The sequence below is a fragment of the Pedobacter gandavensis genome, assembly GCF_014172405.1.
In the GTDB taxonomy this organism is placed as follows: Bacteria; Bacteroidota; Bacteroidia; order Sphingobacteriales; family Sphingobacteriaceae; genus Pedobacter; species Pedobacter gandavensis.
In genome coordinates, this window is the sequence record NZ_WNXC01000004.1 from 176,818 (window position 1) to 192,613 (window position 15,796).

Below are 15,796 nucleotides of genomic sequence, written 5' to 3' on the forward strand. Positions count from 1 at the left end.
TTTTAAACCCCTATGAGAGCAATTATACAAAGAGTTACAGAAGCAAGTTGTGTGGTAGAAGGAAAAACTACCGGCAGTATTGACACTGGTTTTCTGGTGTTATTGGGAATTGAAGATAGTGATACCCCAGACGACCTGGACTGGCTCAGTCAGAAAATCGTAAACATGCGGATTTTTGGTGATGAAAATGACCTGATGAATAAATCCCTGGCAGATGTAGGCGGAGATATCCTCCTGATCAGTCAGTTCACCCTCTTTGCAGCAACAAAAAAAGGCAACAGACCAGGTTTTACCAGAGCAGCAAGACCTGACAAAGCCATTCCTTTGTATGAACAAATGATTGCAAAGCTTTCCAGCCTACTTCAAAAAGAGATCAAAACCGGCATTTTTGGTGCAGATATGAAGATTAATTTAGTGAATGATGGCCCTGTAACCATTATGATGGATACCAAAAACAAAGAATAACATGACCATAGCAGAAGCACAGGAAACCGTAGACCAATGGATCAACAAAACAGGAATCCGTTATTTCAATGAGCTCACCAATACTGCCATCCTAATGGAGGAAGTTGGTGAAGTAGCCAGAATCATGTCCAGAAAATATGGTGAGCAATCGTTCAAGAAAAGCGATGAAGCGGTGGACCTTGCCGATGAGATGGCTGATGTTTTATTCGTGCTGATCTGCCTGGCCAATCAGACCGGAATTGACCTGACCAGCGCTTTGGAAAAGAATCTCGTTAAAAAAACCATTAGAGATACCGACCGACATAAAAACAACGAAAAACTGAAATAAAGCTTACTTATCAATCGTGTAAGCTGTATTGTGCTTAATTTCTGTCATCACAAACAAACTGTTTACGTTGGCAATGTTCTCAATTGCAGCGAGCTTATTCGTTAAAAAGTCCTGGTATTTATTCATATCATTGACTACTACTTTCAACAGGTAATCGTAGGTTCCTGCAACGTGGTAACACTCCATCACTTCATCTAGCTTGGTCATTGCAGCTTCAAACTTCTTTAACAAGGGTAAAGAATGTACCTGTAGCGTAACGTTACAAAAAGCAGCCAGAGTTTTTCCAATCTTTTCACGATCCAGTAAGGTGACATAATTCTTAATCACTCCCGTCTTTTCAATTTTTTTCAAACGCTCATAAGTTGGCGTCACAGTTAGGCCTACTTTATGCGCAATCTCCTTCGTATTTAGCCTTGCATTCTGCTGTAACGCATTTAATATGCGCTGATCCATCTTATCGAACTGTTCCATCTAGTTTAGTTTTTCTAATTTTTGCAGCAATCCAGCCCAATAAAGACGAATAAAACTACATAACATCAAAATTAAATGTTTATTTTCTAATATAACGAACATTAAAGATCAATTGAATGGAGATCTATAGATTTGCAGTCTGAACCACCTACAGAAAATGACCAGCAACCTTTCATCCGGGGATAACAAACGATTATCCGATCTCTACGAAAAAATACAGGATAGAACCCGCTTATTTTTGGGCTATCCGGTTTCTAAAGATTTTGACTATACCGACCTGCTTCCTTTCCTTCAATATCCGATCAATAACCTTGGAGATCCTTTCACAGCATCTACCTATGCCGTTGACACCAGAGAAATGGAGCGGGAAGTCATTGAATTTTTTGCAAATCTTTTCCGTGCTCCTACCGACAACTGGTGGGGATATGTGACTAATGGTGGTTCTGAAGGAAACTTATATGGCCTTTATCTGGCCAGAGAGCTTTACCCAAAAGCAATGGTTTACTATTCTGATGCAACACATTACAGCGTACAGAAGAACCTCTTATTGCTAAACATGCCAAACATTGCCATCCGTTCACAGGAAAATGGCGAAATGGACTATGAAGATTTACACAATAGTTTATTGATGAACAGACACCTTCCGGTAGTGATTTTTGCCAATATCGGCACCACGATGACCGAAGCGAAGGATGATGTTAAAAAAATCAAGGGCATCTTAAGGAACCTGGCCATAAAAAACCATTACATTCATGCTGACGGTGCTTTATCTGGAAGCTATAGTGCTTTTATTGAGCCAAGACCAGCATTCGACTTTGCTGATGGCGCAGATAGTATGGCCATTAGCGGACATAAATTCCTCGGCTCCCCTATTCCTTGTGGTTTAGTGATTGTCAAGAAAACCAACCGCGATAGGATTGCGCGTTCCATCGATTATATTGGAAGCGTTGATACCACGATTACAGGTTCCAGAAATGGCCATACCCCATTGTTCCTCTGGTATACCCTAAAAAAATTAGGTCTGCAAGGCCTAAAAGAAAGAGCATTACACAGCCTTAGTGTGGCCGCCTATGCGGAAGCACAATTGAAAAGCGTAGGAATTGAGGCCTGGAGCAATCCAAATGCCATAACCGTGGTTTTCCCTGCCCCTTCCAAATGGATCTGTCAGAAGTGGCAACTGGCCTCAGAGAACGGCCTTTCGCACGTCATCTGTATGCCTAATGTGGATCGAAGTCAAATTGATGATTTGATCGCGGATTTAGTTTCAAATCCCGAAGGCATCAATTACAGTTTCCAACAACAACCTGCCCCTACATTTACCCCCCTATAGAAATCGGCTGCCCAAAATTTTTGGGCAGCCTTTCATTTTTTTCTCCGCAATTTCATAACATTCCCTGATCAGGAAGTAACCGGGTTGTAGTCGGGAAGTGGTTTGCCTTTCAAAGGGGTACCGAAAGGGTCCAGAAAGAGTCCAGCTAGGAAAGGCCAAAACAATACATTCTGGACTCCTGCTAAACTCCTGAGCAACCCTTAAGGAAGTATACACTCATCCTGAATAAAACCAGAAGAATTCCAGCCCCATTTACTAAGCGCAAAAAAAAAGGACGCCTTATCAAAGACGCCCTTTTCATTTTGGGTATACACCCTTTTCTTTTTATCTATTAAGCAGTAGTTTCATTCAATGCTGCTTTGATCTTTAATGCGGCTTCCGCCAATTCTTCTTGTGAAGGCTTCAGTTTTTCTTTGCTAAAGTTCATGTCGTTCACTGCATTCATAGGGATCAGGTGGATGTGTACATGCGGTACTTCCAAGCCGATAACGGCTACGCCTACTTTTTTGCAAGGGAACGCTTTCTTTAACCCTGTAGCTACAATCTTAGCGAATAAAGTCAGTCCGAAATAACTTTCTTCCTCCATATCAAAGATATAATCGATTTCCGCTTTAGGAATGACCAGGACATGGCCCATGGTTAGGGGATTAACATCTAAGAAAGCCAGGAAATCGGCAGTTTCCGCTACGATATGTGCAGGGATTTCACCCGCTACTATTTTTGAAAATATACTTGCCATAGAATTGGGGGGATTAAAAATTATCGGGTAATCTCTAAGATTTCAAATTCGATCATTCCCGCAGGAACCTGAATTTCAATTTTATCACCTACAGATTTACCAAGTAAACCTTTGGCGATCGGCGATTTAACGGAGATTTTTCCGGTTTTAAGATCGGCTTCACTTTCTGCTACCAACTGGTAAGACATGGTGGAACCATTCTTTACATTTTTGATCTTTACTATAGATAATGCCAATACTTTAGAAGTATCCAGCTTCGATTCATCAATTAATCTGGCGGTAGAAAGTGTAGTTGCCAATTTTGCTATTTTAGCTTCATGCAAACCTTGTGCTTCCTTCGCTGCATCATATTCCGCGTTCTCGGAAAGATCACCCTTATCTCTAGCTTCGGCAATTGCCTTAGAGATTTGTTGTCTTCCGGTAGTTTTCATATGATGTAATTCTTCCTTTAGTCTGTCTAAACCATCTTGGGTATAATAGGTAACCTCTGTCATAGCTCAATTTATTTTATGTATTACTATAAAAACAAACAAGACTATATAGGCTGTTAAGCCTACATAGTCTTGCTTCAATAAAAACGAAGATAATGGGGTATATCCACAAAAACAAATTATTTAATTTGATTTTGGGCAGTTTATCTAAAATGTCTGTTTAAATGACAGCAGCTAGCTTATCCGCTAAAACTTCAGATATTTTGCGGTAAGATTCAAAGGTCCAGCCACCAACATGCGGGGTCAGGATCACTTTCCCCTGGGATTTAAGGTCATTAAACCAGGTTGCATTTTGCAAGGCTGGAAATTTCTCCACTTCGAGTACGTCTAAGCCAGCACCCAGGATTTTCCCCGAATGGATTGCTTTTAATACGGCTTCTGTATAGACAATCTCCCCTCTGGCTGTATTGATAAAGAAGATTGGTTTGCGGAAATGGAAGAAGTACTCCTCATCTACCATCTGACGTGTTTCGCTGGTCAGGGGAATGTGCAAGCTCAATACATCACTTTGCTTCACGATCTCTTCCATACTCACTTCTTTCGCATAAGCATCGCTAAAACCCGTCTTATACTTATCATAAGCGATTACGTTTACTTCAAATCCGGCCAGCTTCTTTGCAAAGCTTTTACCCATAAATCCGTAACCGATGATCCCCACGGTTTTACCTTTCAGCTCAAAACCACGATTACCTTCTCTGTCCCAGGTGCCGTTGCGGACCTGCTGGTCTGCGTTACGGAAGTTGTTCATCAATGACAACAGCAAGCCCGTTGCGTGCTCTCCTACTGCATCCATATTCCCTTCCGGCGCATTTAACAGTTCGATGTTACGGCTCCTTGCGAAATCCACATCAATATTGTCTAATCCTGCACCTGCTCTGGCGATGAATTTTAGATTGGGTGCTGCAGCCATCAACTCTTGATCTATTCTGAATTTCGTTCTCACTGCGATCCCCTGATAGGCGGCAATTGCTGCCAGTGTTTGCTCACGTGTATATAATGGCTGATCATCCACTTCATATCCTAAAGCGATGGCGCGTTCCTTAAAAACAGGATGCAATTCATCCACGATTAAAATTCTTCCTTTACTCATATTGCTGCTGATCAATGATTGTGATTACCTGATATTACTGTGAAAGCTGGGTTAAATGCTGTGTCAGTTCAATAAACTGGGCTACAGACAATTGCTCAGCACGTTTGTCGAAGAAAATATGGTCATCCATTTTCTCTTTTGGAACTACGCCGGAAAGTGCATTCCTCAAGGTCTTTCTGCGTTGGTTAAAACCTGCTTTCACGGTACGCCAAAACAGTTTTTCATCACAAGGAAGTGTTTCCACCTCGTTACGACTCAACCTGATTACCCCAGAATTCACCTTTGGTGGTGGGTTAAACGTTCCCGGTTTCACGGTAAATAAATACTCAATATTATAATACGCCTGAATCAGGACGCTTAAAATTCCGTAATCTTTAGTTCCTTCTTTAGAAGCGCAACGCTCTGCAACTTCTTTCTGGAACATCCCTACCATTTCAACAACCTGGCCCCTATTCTCCAATATTTTGAAGAGAATTTGAGAAGAAATGTTGTAAGGGAAATTGCCGATAATGGCATATTTTTCTTTGAAGATTGAGGAAAGGTCCAATGCTAAAAAGTCACCATTGATTAACCGATCTCCTAACTGAGGATATTTCTCTTTTAGGAAATGATAAGATTCCACGTCGATATCGATCATGAAAGTTTCCAAATCTGCTCTTTCCAACAGAAGGTCAGAAAGAATACCCATCCCTGGTCCAACTTCCAGTACTTGTTTGTACTGATCCGTATGTACCAGACCGTTTACGATTTTCGCGGCAATCTTTTTATCCGTTAAAAAATGTTGTCCTAAATGTTTTTTTGCCCTTACCAAACTCATATATTCTCCTTCTAAAAGCTGCAAAATAAGCAAAGTTTTGCGAGTATCAGACCAACAATCCGCTAAAACAGCCTCTACGACCTTAAAAATAAGGATATCATTTTGAGATTTAAATACTAGCGCATGAAAAACCAACCATTTTAAAATGAATTCTGTAATTTGCGCTAAATTTTTTTGAAGTATGAGCAATAAGATTAAAATTGGAATCAGCATAGGAGATGTGAACGGTATAGGTTTAGAGGTCATCCTTAAGTCTTTATCGGAAAGCAAGATCCTCGATTACTGTACCCCTATCGTTTATGGACATACCAAGGTTGCTTCCTATCATCGCAAAGCTTTAGGGCTGAGTGATTTCAACTTCAATGTGATTACAGAGGCTGCATTGGCCAATCCAAAGAAGGCGAATATGATTAATTGCTGGGAGGAAGATGTGAAAATCGACCTTGGCGTAGCCAATGAAATTGGTGGAAAATATGCCTTACTTTCTTTAGAGAAAGCAACAGAAGACCTGATCAAAGGAGAAATTGATGCCTTGGTTACTGCCCCAATCAACAAACACAACATACAATCAGATACTTTTAAATTCCCGGGGCATACCGAATACCTAATGGAACGCAGTGGCAGCAATGACGTATTGATGCTTTTAATCAGCGAAGACATTAAGGTAGGTGTCGTAACCGGACATATTCCAATCACTGAAGTTTCCAAAAGCATCACCATTGAAAAAATTGTGAAGAAACTCGTGTTGATGAATGAGAGTCTAAAGAAAGATTTCTGGATTGAAAAACCAAAAATCGCCGTAATGGGATTAAATCCTCATGCTGGTGACAATGGATTATTGGGCAGCGAAGAAGCGGATATTATTATCCCGGCGATTCAGCAAGCTTTCGATAAAGGTATAATTTGTTTTGGTCCTTACCCTGCTGATGGCTTTTTTGGCAAGGGAAGTTACAAGCAATTCGACGCGGTGTTGGCCATGTACCATGACCAGGGATTGATCCCTTTTAAAACCATTGCTTTTGGTACCGGAGTGAACTATTCTGCTGGCCTTAAAATCGTCCGTACCTCGCCAGATCATGGCACAGGATACGACATTGCAGGGAAGAACCTCGCAGATCCGACTTCATTTATAGAAGCCTTATTTGCAGCAACTCACATCGTAAGAAACAGAAGAGAACAGGAAGAATTATTGAAAAACCAGCTGAGAAGTGGTGGAAAAATTATAGAAACTGCAGCGGATATAAAAGACGATGCAAATTAGAATGAAAAAACATTTTAATTCTATAAAATAATTCCTACATTTGCGGGCTAAAATTTTGTTACAATTGAAACCATTAAAACAATTTTCGATCCCCTTTACCGGCTTAAAAATCGGCAAGCATCAGTTTGATTTTGAGGTTGATAACAGCTTTTTTGACGCCTTTGAATACTCTTTAGTAAAAAAGGGGGATTTAAAAGTTGGCATTGAACTGGATAAACAGGAAACAATGCTACTTTTGCATTTCGACATCAAAGGAACGATCGTATTGGATTGTGACAAATGTTTGTCGGAGTTTAATGCACCAATAGACATACAAGAAAGGCAGATTGTAAAATTTGCTGAAGATGAACTGGAAAGTGATGATTTAGAAATCATTGTCCTGAGTAGAAAAGAAAGTGAACTAGATGTTGCACTTCCAATTTATGAACTCATCAATGTATCAGTACCGTATATTAAAGTCTGTGAGCAGGATGGCAATGGCCAGAAATGCGACCAGGAAATGATTGCAAGACTGGAAAGTTTTTCAATTGATACACAAGAACAACAACAAGAAGAAAACAACGATGATGACCCGCGTTGGGCAGCATTAAAAAAATTAAAATAATAATTAAACAAATCAGCAATGGCACATCCAAAACGCAAGATTTCTAAGAGTAGAAGAGATAAAAGAAGAACTCACTATAAAGCAGTAGCTCCTTCTTTGGCTACTTGTCAAACCACTGGTGCAATTCACGTACCTCACCATGCATACAACGTTGATGGTAACCTATACTACAACGGTAAATTGGTTATTGAAAACACTTCAATAGGTTAATTTTCTTGAAAAATAGTTTGTGTTTTAAGTCTCTGAAAGTTTACCTTTAGCGACTGGAAACAAAGGCAATTGTGCCTTCTAACACAAACTGATTTTTTACTATGAAAATAGGTCTCGATATAATGGGCGGAGACTATGCTCCTAAAGCTAACGTTTTAGGAGCAATAGCTGCCCATCAATTGTTATCTCCCGGGGAACACATAGTGTTGATTGGAGATACGCAGCAGATTAAGCCCCTTCTCACTGAAAACGGATTCAATCCGGATCACTTTGAATATGTTCATACCGAAGAAGTGATTGGTATGGGCGAACATCCCACTAAGGCTATTGTTCAAAAGCCTAATTCCAGCATTGCTGTCGGCTTTTCCTTACTTAAAGAAGGTAAACTCGATGCTTTTGCTAGCGCCGGTAATTCTGGTGCAATGCTTGTTGGTGCCGTATTTAGTGTTAAAACTATTCCGGGAATCATCAGGCCATGTATCACAACAATTCTTCCAAAACTCAGTGGAGGCTTAGGTTTAATGCTTGATGTTGGCGCAAATGCCGACTGTAAGCCTGATACCTTGCTTCAATTTGGTGCTGTAGGTAGTTTGTATGCCGAGTGTATGTTTGGTATAGAAAAACCTAAGGTTGCCTTATTAAACATTGGTGAAGAAGATGAAAAAGGCAATATGCTTAGTTTGGCGACTTTCCCTTTAATGAAAGACACCAATCTATTCAACTTTGTGGGTAATGTAGAAGGAAGGGACTTATTCAACGATAAAGCTGACGTCATTGTATGCGATGGATTTACAGGAAATGTGATGCTGAAACTGGCAGAGTCATTTTATGTATTGACACTAAAAAGAGGATTAAAGGATGAGTTCTTTGACCGCTTTAACTACGAAAACTACGGCGGAAGCCCGGTTCTAGGTGTCAATGCCCCTGTGGTCATAGGTCATGGCATTTCAAGTCCGACAGCGATCAAAAACATGATTCTTCAGTCAAGAGACATGATTACTACTGGCTTGGTAGGTAAAATTCAAGCTGCATTTAAATAAGAACATTGAAAATGAATAAAATTCACGCTGCGATTACGGCTGTTAATGGTTACGTACCAGATTACGTACTGACTAATAAAGAGCTAGAATCCATTGTAGAAACTACGGACGAATGGATTTTATCCAGAACCGGGATCAAAGAGCGGAGAATATTGAAAGGTGAAGGATTGGGTACTTCAGACATGGCAGTTCATGCGGTGAATGGATTACTTAAAAAACGTGGGATTTCCGCTGAAGAGATCGAGTTGATCATCTTTTGTACCACGACTCCGGACATGCCTTTCCCTGCTTCAGCAAATATTCTTGCCGACAAGATTGGCGCGAAGAATGCTTGGGGATATGACCTGCAGGCTGCCTGTTCAGGATTCATCTTCGGATTATCTACGGGAGCTCAGTTCATCGAATCCGGTAAACATAAAAAAGTATTGGTTGTTGGTGGCGATAAAATGTCGTCTATCATCAATTACCAGGACCGTACCACCTGCATCATCTTTGGTGATGGTTGTGGCGCTGTTCTTTTAGAGCCAAATGAGGAAGGAATGGGCATCCAGGACTCTATCCTGAAAAGTGATGGTTCGGGCCGTCAATTCCTACACCAAAAAGCTGGCGGTTCTGCCAGACCGGCAAGCCATGAGACTGTGGACAATAATGAGCACGTTGTGCATCAGGAAGGTCAGGCAGTATTCAAATTTGCGGTTACTAATATGGCAGATGTTGCGGCCGAAATCATGGAACGCAATAACCTGACTTCTGATGATGTGACCTGGTTGGTTCCACATCAAGCCAATAAAAGGATCATCGATGCTACCGCATCAAGAATGGGCCTTGGTACAGAAAAGGTAATGATCAACATTCAACGTTACGGAAATACCACTAATGGAACGATTCCACTGTGTTTATGGGAATGGGAAAGCCAATTGAAAAAAGGCGATAACATCATCCTGGCAGCATTTGGAGGTGGTTTCACCTGGGGTTCTGTGTACTTAAAATGGGCTTATTAAATTTTATAAAATAATTAATCTTAACTTAGATAATTGTTAAGACATACTGTTTTCTCTAAAAAACACCAAAAAATGGATATCAAACAAATTCAGGAACTTATTAAATTTGTTTCTCGTTCGGGCGTAAATGAAGTCGCTATTGAGCAGGAAGATTTCAAAATAACGATTAAGACCAATCAAGCTCCTACCTACGTTCAGGCAACGGTACCAGCACAGATTGCTCCAGCAGTGGCTCCGGCAGCAGCAGCTCCGCAACCAACTACCCCAACAGAAACTAAAGCAACTGTTGCTGCGGAAGATGATTCAAAATATATCACCATTAAATCACCAATGATTGGTACTTTCTACCGTTCATCTAGTCCGGATAAACCTTCTTTTGTAAATGTAGGTGACGAATTCCCGGTAGGTAAAGTGATCTGTATTATCGAAGCGATGAAATTGTTCAATGAAATCGAAAGTGAAGTATCTGGTAGAATCGTTAAGGTTTTAGTAGAAAATGCTTCTCCGGTAGAATATGACCAACCGTTATTTTTAGTTGAACCTATGTAATTCCTTTTGGGGATTACTTAATATGCCCAGGGCTTAGTTCTGGGGGGAAAAGAAAAAATATATGTTTAAAAAGATACTAATTGCCAACAGGGGCGAGATCGCTTTGCGTATCATTCGTACCTGTAAAGAAATGGGCATCAAAACCGTAGCTGTTTACTCTACTGCAGACAGAGAAAGTTTACATGTACGTTTTGCTGATGAAGCCGTTTGTATTGGGCCGCCACCAAGTAAGGATTCTTACCTGAGCATCCCTAATATTATTTCAGCTGCAGAATTAACAAATGCTGATGCCATTCACCCAGGTTACGGTTTCCTTTCTGAGAATGCTAAATTTTCTTCAGTTTGCCGTGATTATGGAATTAAATTTATCGGTGCTACACCGGAGCAAATCAACTCAATGGGTGATAAAGCTTCCGCAAAAGAAACGATGAAAAAAGCTGGCGTTCCAACCATTCCAGGTTCGAAAGGATTGCTTGAAAATTTCAAAGATGGTATTGAGATGGCCAATGAAATGGGCTACCCTGTAATCCTTAAAGCAACTGCCGGTGGTGGTGGCCGTGGAATGCGTGTAGTCTGGAAAGATGAAGATTTTGAAAATGCATGGGATAGCGCAAGACAAGAGTCGGGAGCAGCCTTTGGAAATGATGGTCTTTATTTAGAGAAATATATCGAAGATCCTCGTCACATTGAAATCCAGATTATCGGTGATCAATATGGTAAGGCTTGTCACTTGTCGGAACGTGATTGTTCTATTCAACGTCGCCATCAAAAGCTGGTTGAAGAGGCACCATCACCATTCATGACACCTGAACTTCGTGAGAAAATGGGTGAAGCAGCCATCAAAGGTGCCATTGCGGTACAATATGAAGGTGCCGGAACCATTGAGTTCCTGGTAGACAAACACCGTAATTTCTACTTCATGGAGATGAATACCCGTATCCAGGTAGAACATCCGGTAACCGAAGAAGTAATTAACTATGACTTGATCAAAGAACAAATCAAAGTAGCTTCAGGTGTACCAATCTCAGGAAAAAACTATTTACCAAATATGCACGCGATCGAGTGCAGGATCAATGCTGAAGATCCATTTAACAACTTCAGACCTTGTCCTGGAAAAATCACCAATTTCCACTCTCCAGGTGGTCATGGGGTAAGGGTAGATACGCACGTATATGCTGGTTACCAGATTCCTTCAAACTACGATTCTATGATTGCTAAACTGATTTGTGTGGCTCAAACCCGCGAAGAAGCAATTAGTACCATGGAGCGCGCTTTAAGTGAATTTGTGATCGAAGGTATTAAAACGACGATTCCATTCCACTTAAAACTAATGAAAGATCCGAACTTTAGAGCTGGTAATTTTACCACTAAATTCATGGAGACTTTCGAGTTTTCGGAGTAACCATTAGTCATAGCATAAATGGGAATTATACTTGTTACAAAGCAAATTCCCACTAATAAAAACTATTTAGTAGATTTAAAACGTAAATACCATTCTAAACAAAATAGAATGGTATTTTTGTTTTACAAATAACGTACATGAGTGATACTAAGAAAAGGGACCTTATTGGTGCTATAAAAGAAAAAGGAAAAACTTTAGAGGCAGAAATGTCATTCTTTGACCATATCGATGTCCTCCGCAAGCACCTCTTGCGCGCATTAGCAGTAGTCTTATTATTAACAGCCGGAGCTTTTTATTTTACTGATTTCATTTTTAATACCATCATCATGGGGCCAAAAAACCCTAATTTCTGGACTTACAGAATGATGTGTAAACTTGTAGAAAAATTCCCCTCTTTAGGCTCCGATCTCTGCATTACAAAGATTGATGCCAAGATTATCAATACAGAAATGGCAGGTCAATTTACCTTACAACTGAACTCCTGTGTGATGGTGGGAATTATTTTAGGTATCCCTTACCTCCTGTTCGAAATCTGGTTGTTTGTGAAACCTGCTCTTCATGAAAATGAAAGAAAATCAGCAAGTGGATTTGTTGCCTTTGCCTCTTTCCTATTCTTCCTGGGCATTATGTTTGGTTATTACATGATTTGCCCTTTATCCATCAATTTCCTAACCAACTTCACGGTGAGTCCGGATATTGAAAATACATTTACCATTGATTCTTACCTGTCTTCTGTGATGACCCTAACCATTGGTTCCGGGGTGATCTTCCAGTTGCCGGTGATCATTTACATCTTATCGAAACTAGGCGTCATGACACCAGCGTTCATGCGTGCCAGCAGAAGATACTCTACAGTATTGATTCTGATTGTTGCTGCAGTCGTTACCCCTACTGCAGATCCTTACACCATGCTAATCGTTGCAGCTCCACTATTCTTACTTTATGAATTGAGTATTTACATCTCTGCAAATATCGAGCGTAAGAAAAACAAAGAGCTTTACGGTGTAGCTAGAATTAGAAAAAACTAACCCCATATTTTTGAAGATGTCAACAGCCCCAAAAATGAAAATTGCAATCGGCGCCGACCATGCCGGTTTTGAATACAAAGAATTATTAAAGTCTTTTCTTGCCGACTATGAGGTGAAGGATTTCGGAACTCATTCTACGCAGTCTGTTGACTATCCTGACTTTGCTCACCCGGTAGCATTGGCAGTAGAAAGCCAGGAATACACTTTTGGTATCCTGGTTTGTGGCAGCGCAAATGGCGTAGCCATTACCGCGAATAAACACCAGCATATCCGTGCAGCCATTTGCTGGTTGAATGAAATTGCAATGCTGGCAAGGGTACACAACAATGCCAATATTTTATGTATTCCGGCAAGATTTGTTTCTGAAGAACTGGCGAAAGAAATGACCACCACCTTCTTAAATACCGAATTTGAAGGCGGAAGACATGAAAATAGGGTCAACAAAATTTCTTGTTAATAACTAACCTAAAATAACCAGATGAAAAAACATTTACTGTATGCCGGTCTCGTACTGACAATGGCCTGCTCTGCTACTGCGCAAAATAAAGACGCAGTTAAGTTTAGCAAAACCATCAACAAAGACAACGCTTATAAGCACCTTTCCGTAATTGCTTCGGACGCCTATGAAGGCAGAGAAACAGGAAAAAAAGGAGGCTGGATGACCGCTGACTACATCAAAAACTTCTTTAAAAAGATTGGATTAAAAGGTCCGGTAAACGGAGATTATTTCCAGCCGATTGACATGATGACCGTTTCTCTTTCACAGGTATTAACCGTCAATGGGCAACCTGCGGAAGCGATAAAAGATTTTTATATCGTTCCACAAACCGTATCAGGAGCAGGTTTCGGTTTCAATACCAGCAGTGTTTTATTCGCAGGTTATGGATTGAAAAAAGAAGGGTACAATGATTTTGAAGGGATAAATGTTGCCGGAAAAGTGGTGATGATCTTCAAATCTGGTGAGCCAAACGGGACTGCCAGTGCTGGAAATAGCAGATCTGCAGCGATGGCAAAAATAAAATACTTAACAGAGCAAAAAGCTGCTGCTGTATTGGTGATCGACCCAACGATCGATGCCATGCCGGAAAACCTTAAAAATTACCTGACTACTCCATCATTAGTCATGAAGACGAAGGAGGAAATCGAAAAATTGAATGGTCCGCAACAAACTCCGGTCATCAATATCGGAACAGTTGTAGCAGACCAAATCTTTGCTGCTGCAAAAACAAACCTTGCTGACGTTAAAAAGAAAATCGCAGAAAGCACTAAACCTGCATCTCAGGAAATCAATGTTTCCATCTCTGCCTCTGCAAAACGAGTAGAGGAAAAAGTGAGAGCAGAAAATGTTTTGGGCTTCCTGGAAGGTTCTGATCCGAAACTAAAGCAAGAAGTTTTAGTGGTTACTGCGCATTATGACCATATCGGTATCACACCAGAAGCAAAAGGCACTGATAAAATCAACAATGGTGCAGATGATGATGGCTCTGGTACTACTGGAGTATTAATGCTGGCCGAAGCTTTCGCCAATGCGAAAAAAGCGGGTAAAGGTCCGAAAAGAAGCGTCTTATTCATGACCGTTACCGGTGAAGAAAAAGGTCTTTTAGGTTCTGAATGGTATTCTGAACACCCAATATTTCCTTTAGAAAACACCATCACCAACTTGAACATCGATATGATCGGAAGAGGAGATAAAGACCATGCGGCAGACAACAACTTTGTTTACATCATTGGTTCGGATATGTTGAGTACTGAATTAGATCAAATTGGTAAAAAAGCGAACAAAGAATATGTAAATATTGAGCTTGATGAGCGTTACAACAATAGAACAGACCCTAATCGCTTCTATTACCGCTCAGATCATTACAACTTTGCTAAACATGGTATTCCGGTAATTTTCTATTTCAACGGTGTACATGATGATTACCACCAGCCAGGAGATGAAATCAGTAAGATCGATTTCCCGATGTTGGCTAAAAGAGCAAGACTTGTTTATTTTACAGCTTGGGAATTGGCAAATCGCGCGAATCGTCCAAAAGTAGACAAGAACGCTGACGGTACAAAAAAAGACTAATCCTTAAAATAATAGCCTGATTCAGGCAAAGCCCTCGGAATTAATTCCGGGGGCTTTTTTATGCAAAAAAACCGCCCTGTTCTAGAGCGGTTCTTCGTAAAATTGATTCCTCTGTGTATCTGTATATATTGACAGCCAGTATTAGGCTGGTAATTTTTTATTAAAGTTTAGCGATCACAAAATCTTGTTGGTTTAGTTTAGAAACGCCTTCACTAACCTCTTTGTGCTCCGAAGATGATCCACTTAATTTTAAGTCAGACTGGTCGCTTAAATTCGTATAAAGGCTCCCTACTGTTGCATTTACCTTCGCTTTAGCATCGTCTTTCAGGAAGATCTGAAGTAAAGCCAGGTCAAAGTTACCACGAGTCTTAACCGTTGCTGAATTCGCAGCATCAATTCTCTGTAAGTCTTTTACATGTACATAGATGGTGCTTTTATCGGTAGAGTTGATATACAATGTATATCCTTTTTGCTTCACACTGGTGTTGCTTTGTTCGATCATATCATCGCTGCTCACAGTTTCATTGTTTCCTTGTACCAGCACTACATTGGCATTTCCGGTAACTACTATTTTATTGAATTTTACCGGCACAGTGTTGCTTGGTGATTTCTCTTTGGCGAATGTAGTAAATGCTGAAGAAGTTAAAACGATAGCTGTTAATGTAGAAGCGATTAGGGTTTTGATGGCAGTTTTCATATCTTTTAATTTTTAAGTTTTTAAGGTTGTTTTGTAGATAAGACGTGCTCAAATGGGAAACGTTTCAGCGGTTTTTGCGGCATTAGACCATGACAGCATGCCACTCGACGAAAGGCCAGAACTTCTCGACCAATCGACGAAATATTTTCGTCGATACTCCCCTTCCTTTCCTTATATTGTAAGCTAAGCGTATGGATTTCAT

The 15,796-nt window shown here is 40.4% G+C and carries 20 protein-coding genes; 14 read left to right on the top strand and 6 right to left on the bottom strand.

What is annotated here, in order from left to right:
• Positions 1-12: 12 nt before the first annotated feature.
• Positions 13-465 (top strand): D-aminoacyl-tRNA deacylase, encoded by a 453-nt coding sequence (dtd, locus tag GM920_RS13010; protein WP_182957932.1) that lies wholly within the window; start codon positions 13-15, stop codon positions 463-465.
• A 1-nt stretch (position 466) separates the two neighbouring features.
• On the top strand, positions 467-793 hold the full coding sequence (locus tag GM920_RS13015; RefSeq protein ID WP_182957934.1) for a nucleotide pyrophosphohydrolase: 327 nt from the start codon (positions 467-469) through the stop codon (positions 791-793).
• A gap of 3 nt (positions 794-796) precedes the next feature.
• Here the strand turns inward: GM920_RS13015 and GM920_RS13020 are convergent, their stop codons facing one another.
• Complete coding sequence (locus GM920_RS13020; RefSeq protein WP_182957938.1) at positions 797-1,264, bottom strand: Lrp/AsnC family transcriptional regulator; 468 nt, start codon at positions 1,262-1,264, stop codon at positions 797-799.
• Between the two features lie 157 nt (positions 1,265-1,421).
• Between GM920_RS13020 and GM920_RS13025 the strand changes: the two genes are divergently transcribed.
• Complete coding sequence (locus GM920_RS13025) at positions 1,422-2,594, top strand: histidine decarboxylase (RefSeq protein ID WP_182957941.1); 1,173 nt, start codon at positions 1,422-1,424, stop codon at positions 2,592-2,594.
• Between the two features lie 331 nt (positions 2,595-2,925).
• Here GM920_RS13025 and GM920_RS13030 read toward each other — a convergent pair whose 3' ends face one another.
• From GM920_RS13030 to rsmA, 4 genes are all read right to left on the bottom strand, one after another.
• Complete coding sequence (locus GM920_RS13030) at positions 2,926-3,333, bottom strand: HIT family protein (RefSeq protein ID WP_182957944.1); 408 nt, start codon at positions 3,331-3,333, stop codon at positions 2,926-2,928.
• Between the two features lie 20 nt (positions 3,334-3,353).
• Positions 3,354-3,827 (bottom strand): transcription elongation factor GreA, encoded by a 474-nt coding sequence (gene greA / locus GM920_RS13035; protein WP_182957947.1) that lies wholly within the window; start codon positions 3,825-3,827, stop codon positions 3,354-3,356.
• Between the two features lie 157 nt (positions 3,828-3,984).
• Complete coding sequence (locus tag GM920_RS13040) at positions 3,985-4,914, bottom strand: 2-hydroxyacid dehydrogenase (protein WP_182957950.1); 930 nt, start codon at positions 4,912-4,914, stop codon at positions 3,985-3,987.
• A gap of 34 nt (positions 4,915-4,948) precedes the next feature.
• The gene (rsmA, locus tag GM920_RS13045) at positions 4,949-5,731 is read right to left on the bottom strand and encodes a 16S rRNA (adenine(1518)-N(6)/adenine(1519)-N(6))-dimethyltransferase RsmA (RefSeq protein ID WP_182958508.1); all 783 of its coding nucleotides are present in this window, start codon (positions 5,729-5,731) and stop codon (positions 4,949-4,951) included.
• 181 nt (positions 5,732-5,912) lie between these two features.
• Here rsmA and pdxA point away from each other — a divergent pair, with 181 nt between their 5' ends.
• The 10 genes from pdxA to GM920_RS13095 all read left to right on the top strand — a co-directional run bounded on the left by pdxA (position 5,913) and on the right by GM920_RS13095 (position 14,897).
• Positions 5,913-6,992 carry a 4-hydroxythreonine-4-phosphate dehydrogenase PdxA gene (gene pdxA, locus GM920_RS13050; RefSeq protein ID WP_182957953.1) on the top strand — a complete coding sequence of 360 codons (1,080 nt, stop codon included), beginning with the start codon at positions 5,913-5,915 and terminating at the stop codon, positions 6,990-6,992.
• 64 nt (positions 6,993-7,056) lie between these two features.
• Entirely contained in the window at positions 7,057-7,596 is a 540-nt protein-coding gene (locus tag GM920_RS13055) for a YceD family protein (protein ID WP_182957956.1), read from the top strand.
• 18 nt (positions 7,597-7,614) lie between these two features.
• Entirely contained in the window at positions 7,615-7,806 is a 192-nt protein-coding gene (gene rpmF, locus GM920_RS13060) for a 50S ribosomal protein L32 (RefSeq protein ID WP_073238280.1), read from the top strand.
• A 101-nt stretch (positions 7,807-7,907) separates the two neighbouring features.
• Positions 7,908-8,846, top strand: a complete 939-nt coding sequence (gene plsX, locus GM920_RS13065; protein WP_182957959.1) for a phosphate acyltransferase PlsX — start codon at positions 7,908-7,910, stop codon at positions 8,844-8,846.
• Between the two features lie 11 nt (positions 8,847-8,857).
• Complete coding sequence (locus tag GM920_RS13070; protein ID WP_182957962.1) at positions 8,858-9,847, top strand: beta-ketoacyl-ACP synthase III; 990 nt, start codon at positions 8,858-8,860, stop codon at positions 9,845-9,847.
• Positions 9,848-9,919: 72 nt separating this feature from the next.
• On the top strand, positions 9,920-10,396 hold the full coding sequence (gene accB, locus GM920_RS13075) for an acetyl-CoA carboxylase biotin carboxyl carrier protein (RefSeq protein WP_182957964.1): 477 nt from the start codon (positions 9,920-9,922) through the stop codon (positions 10,394-10,396).
• Between the two features lie 61 nt (positions 10,397-10,457).
• Entirely contained in the window at positions 10,458-11,798 is a 1,341-nt protein-coding gene (gene accC, locus GM920_RS13080) for an acetyl-CoA carboxylase biotin carboxylase subunit (RefSeq protein WP_182957965.1), read from the top strand.
• A 137-nt stretch (positions 11,799-11,935) separates the two neighbouring features.
• Entirely contained in the window at positions 11,936-12,826 is an 891-nt protein-coding gene (gene tatC, locus GM920_RS13085; RefSeq protein ID WP_182957967.1) for a twin-arginine translocase subunit TatC, read from the top strand.
• 34 nt (positions 12,827-12,860) lie between these two features.
• Positions 12,861-13,283: a ribose 5-phosphate isomerase B gene (gene rpiB / locus GM920_RS13090; protein ID WP_235964520.1), complete on the top strand. Its 423-nt coding sequence runs from the start codon at positions 12,861-12,863 to the stop codon at positions 13,281-13,283.
• A gap of 21 nt (positions 13,284-13,304) precedes the next feature.
• A complete protein-coding gene (locus GM920_RS13095) occupies positions 13,305-14,897 on the top strand; it encodes a M28 family peptidase (RefSeq protein ID WP_182957971.1) in 1,593 nt (530 codons plus the stop codon).
• A gap of 160 nt (positions 14,898-15,057) precedes the next feature.
• On the opposite strand, the gene GM920_RS13100 is transcribed toward GM920_RS13095, so the two are convergent.
• A complete protein-coding gene (locus GM920_RS13100) occupies positions 15,058-15,594 on the bottom strand; it encodes a GIN domain-containing protein (RefSeq protein ID WP_182957973.1) in 537 nt (178 codons plus the stop codon).
• Between the two features lie 52 nt (positions 15,595-15,646).
• Between GM920_RS13100 and GM920_RS23845 the strand changes: the two genes are divergently transcribed.
• Positions 15,647-15,781, top strand: coding sequence for a hypothetical protein (locus GM920_RS23845; RefSeq protein ID WP_262891074.1), 135 nt, complete (start codon positions 15,647-15,649; stop codon positions 15,779-15,781).
• The last annotated feature ends 15 nt before the right edge of the window (positions 15,782-15,796 follow it).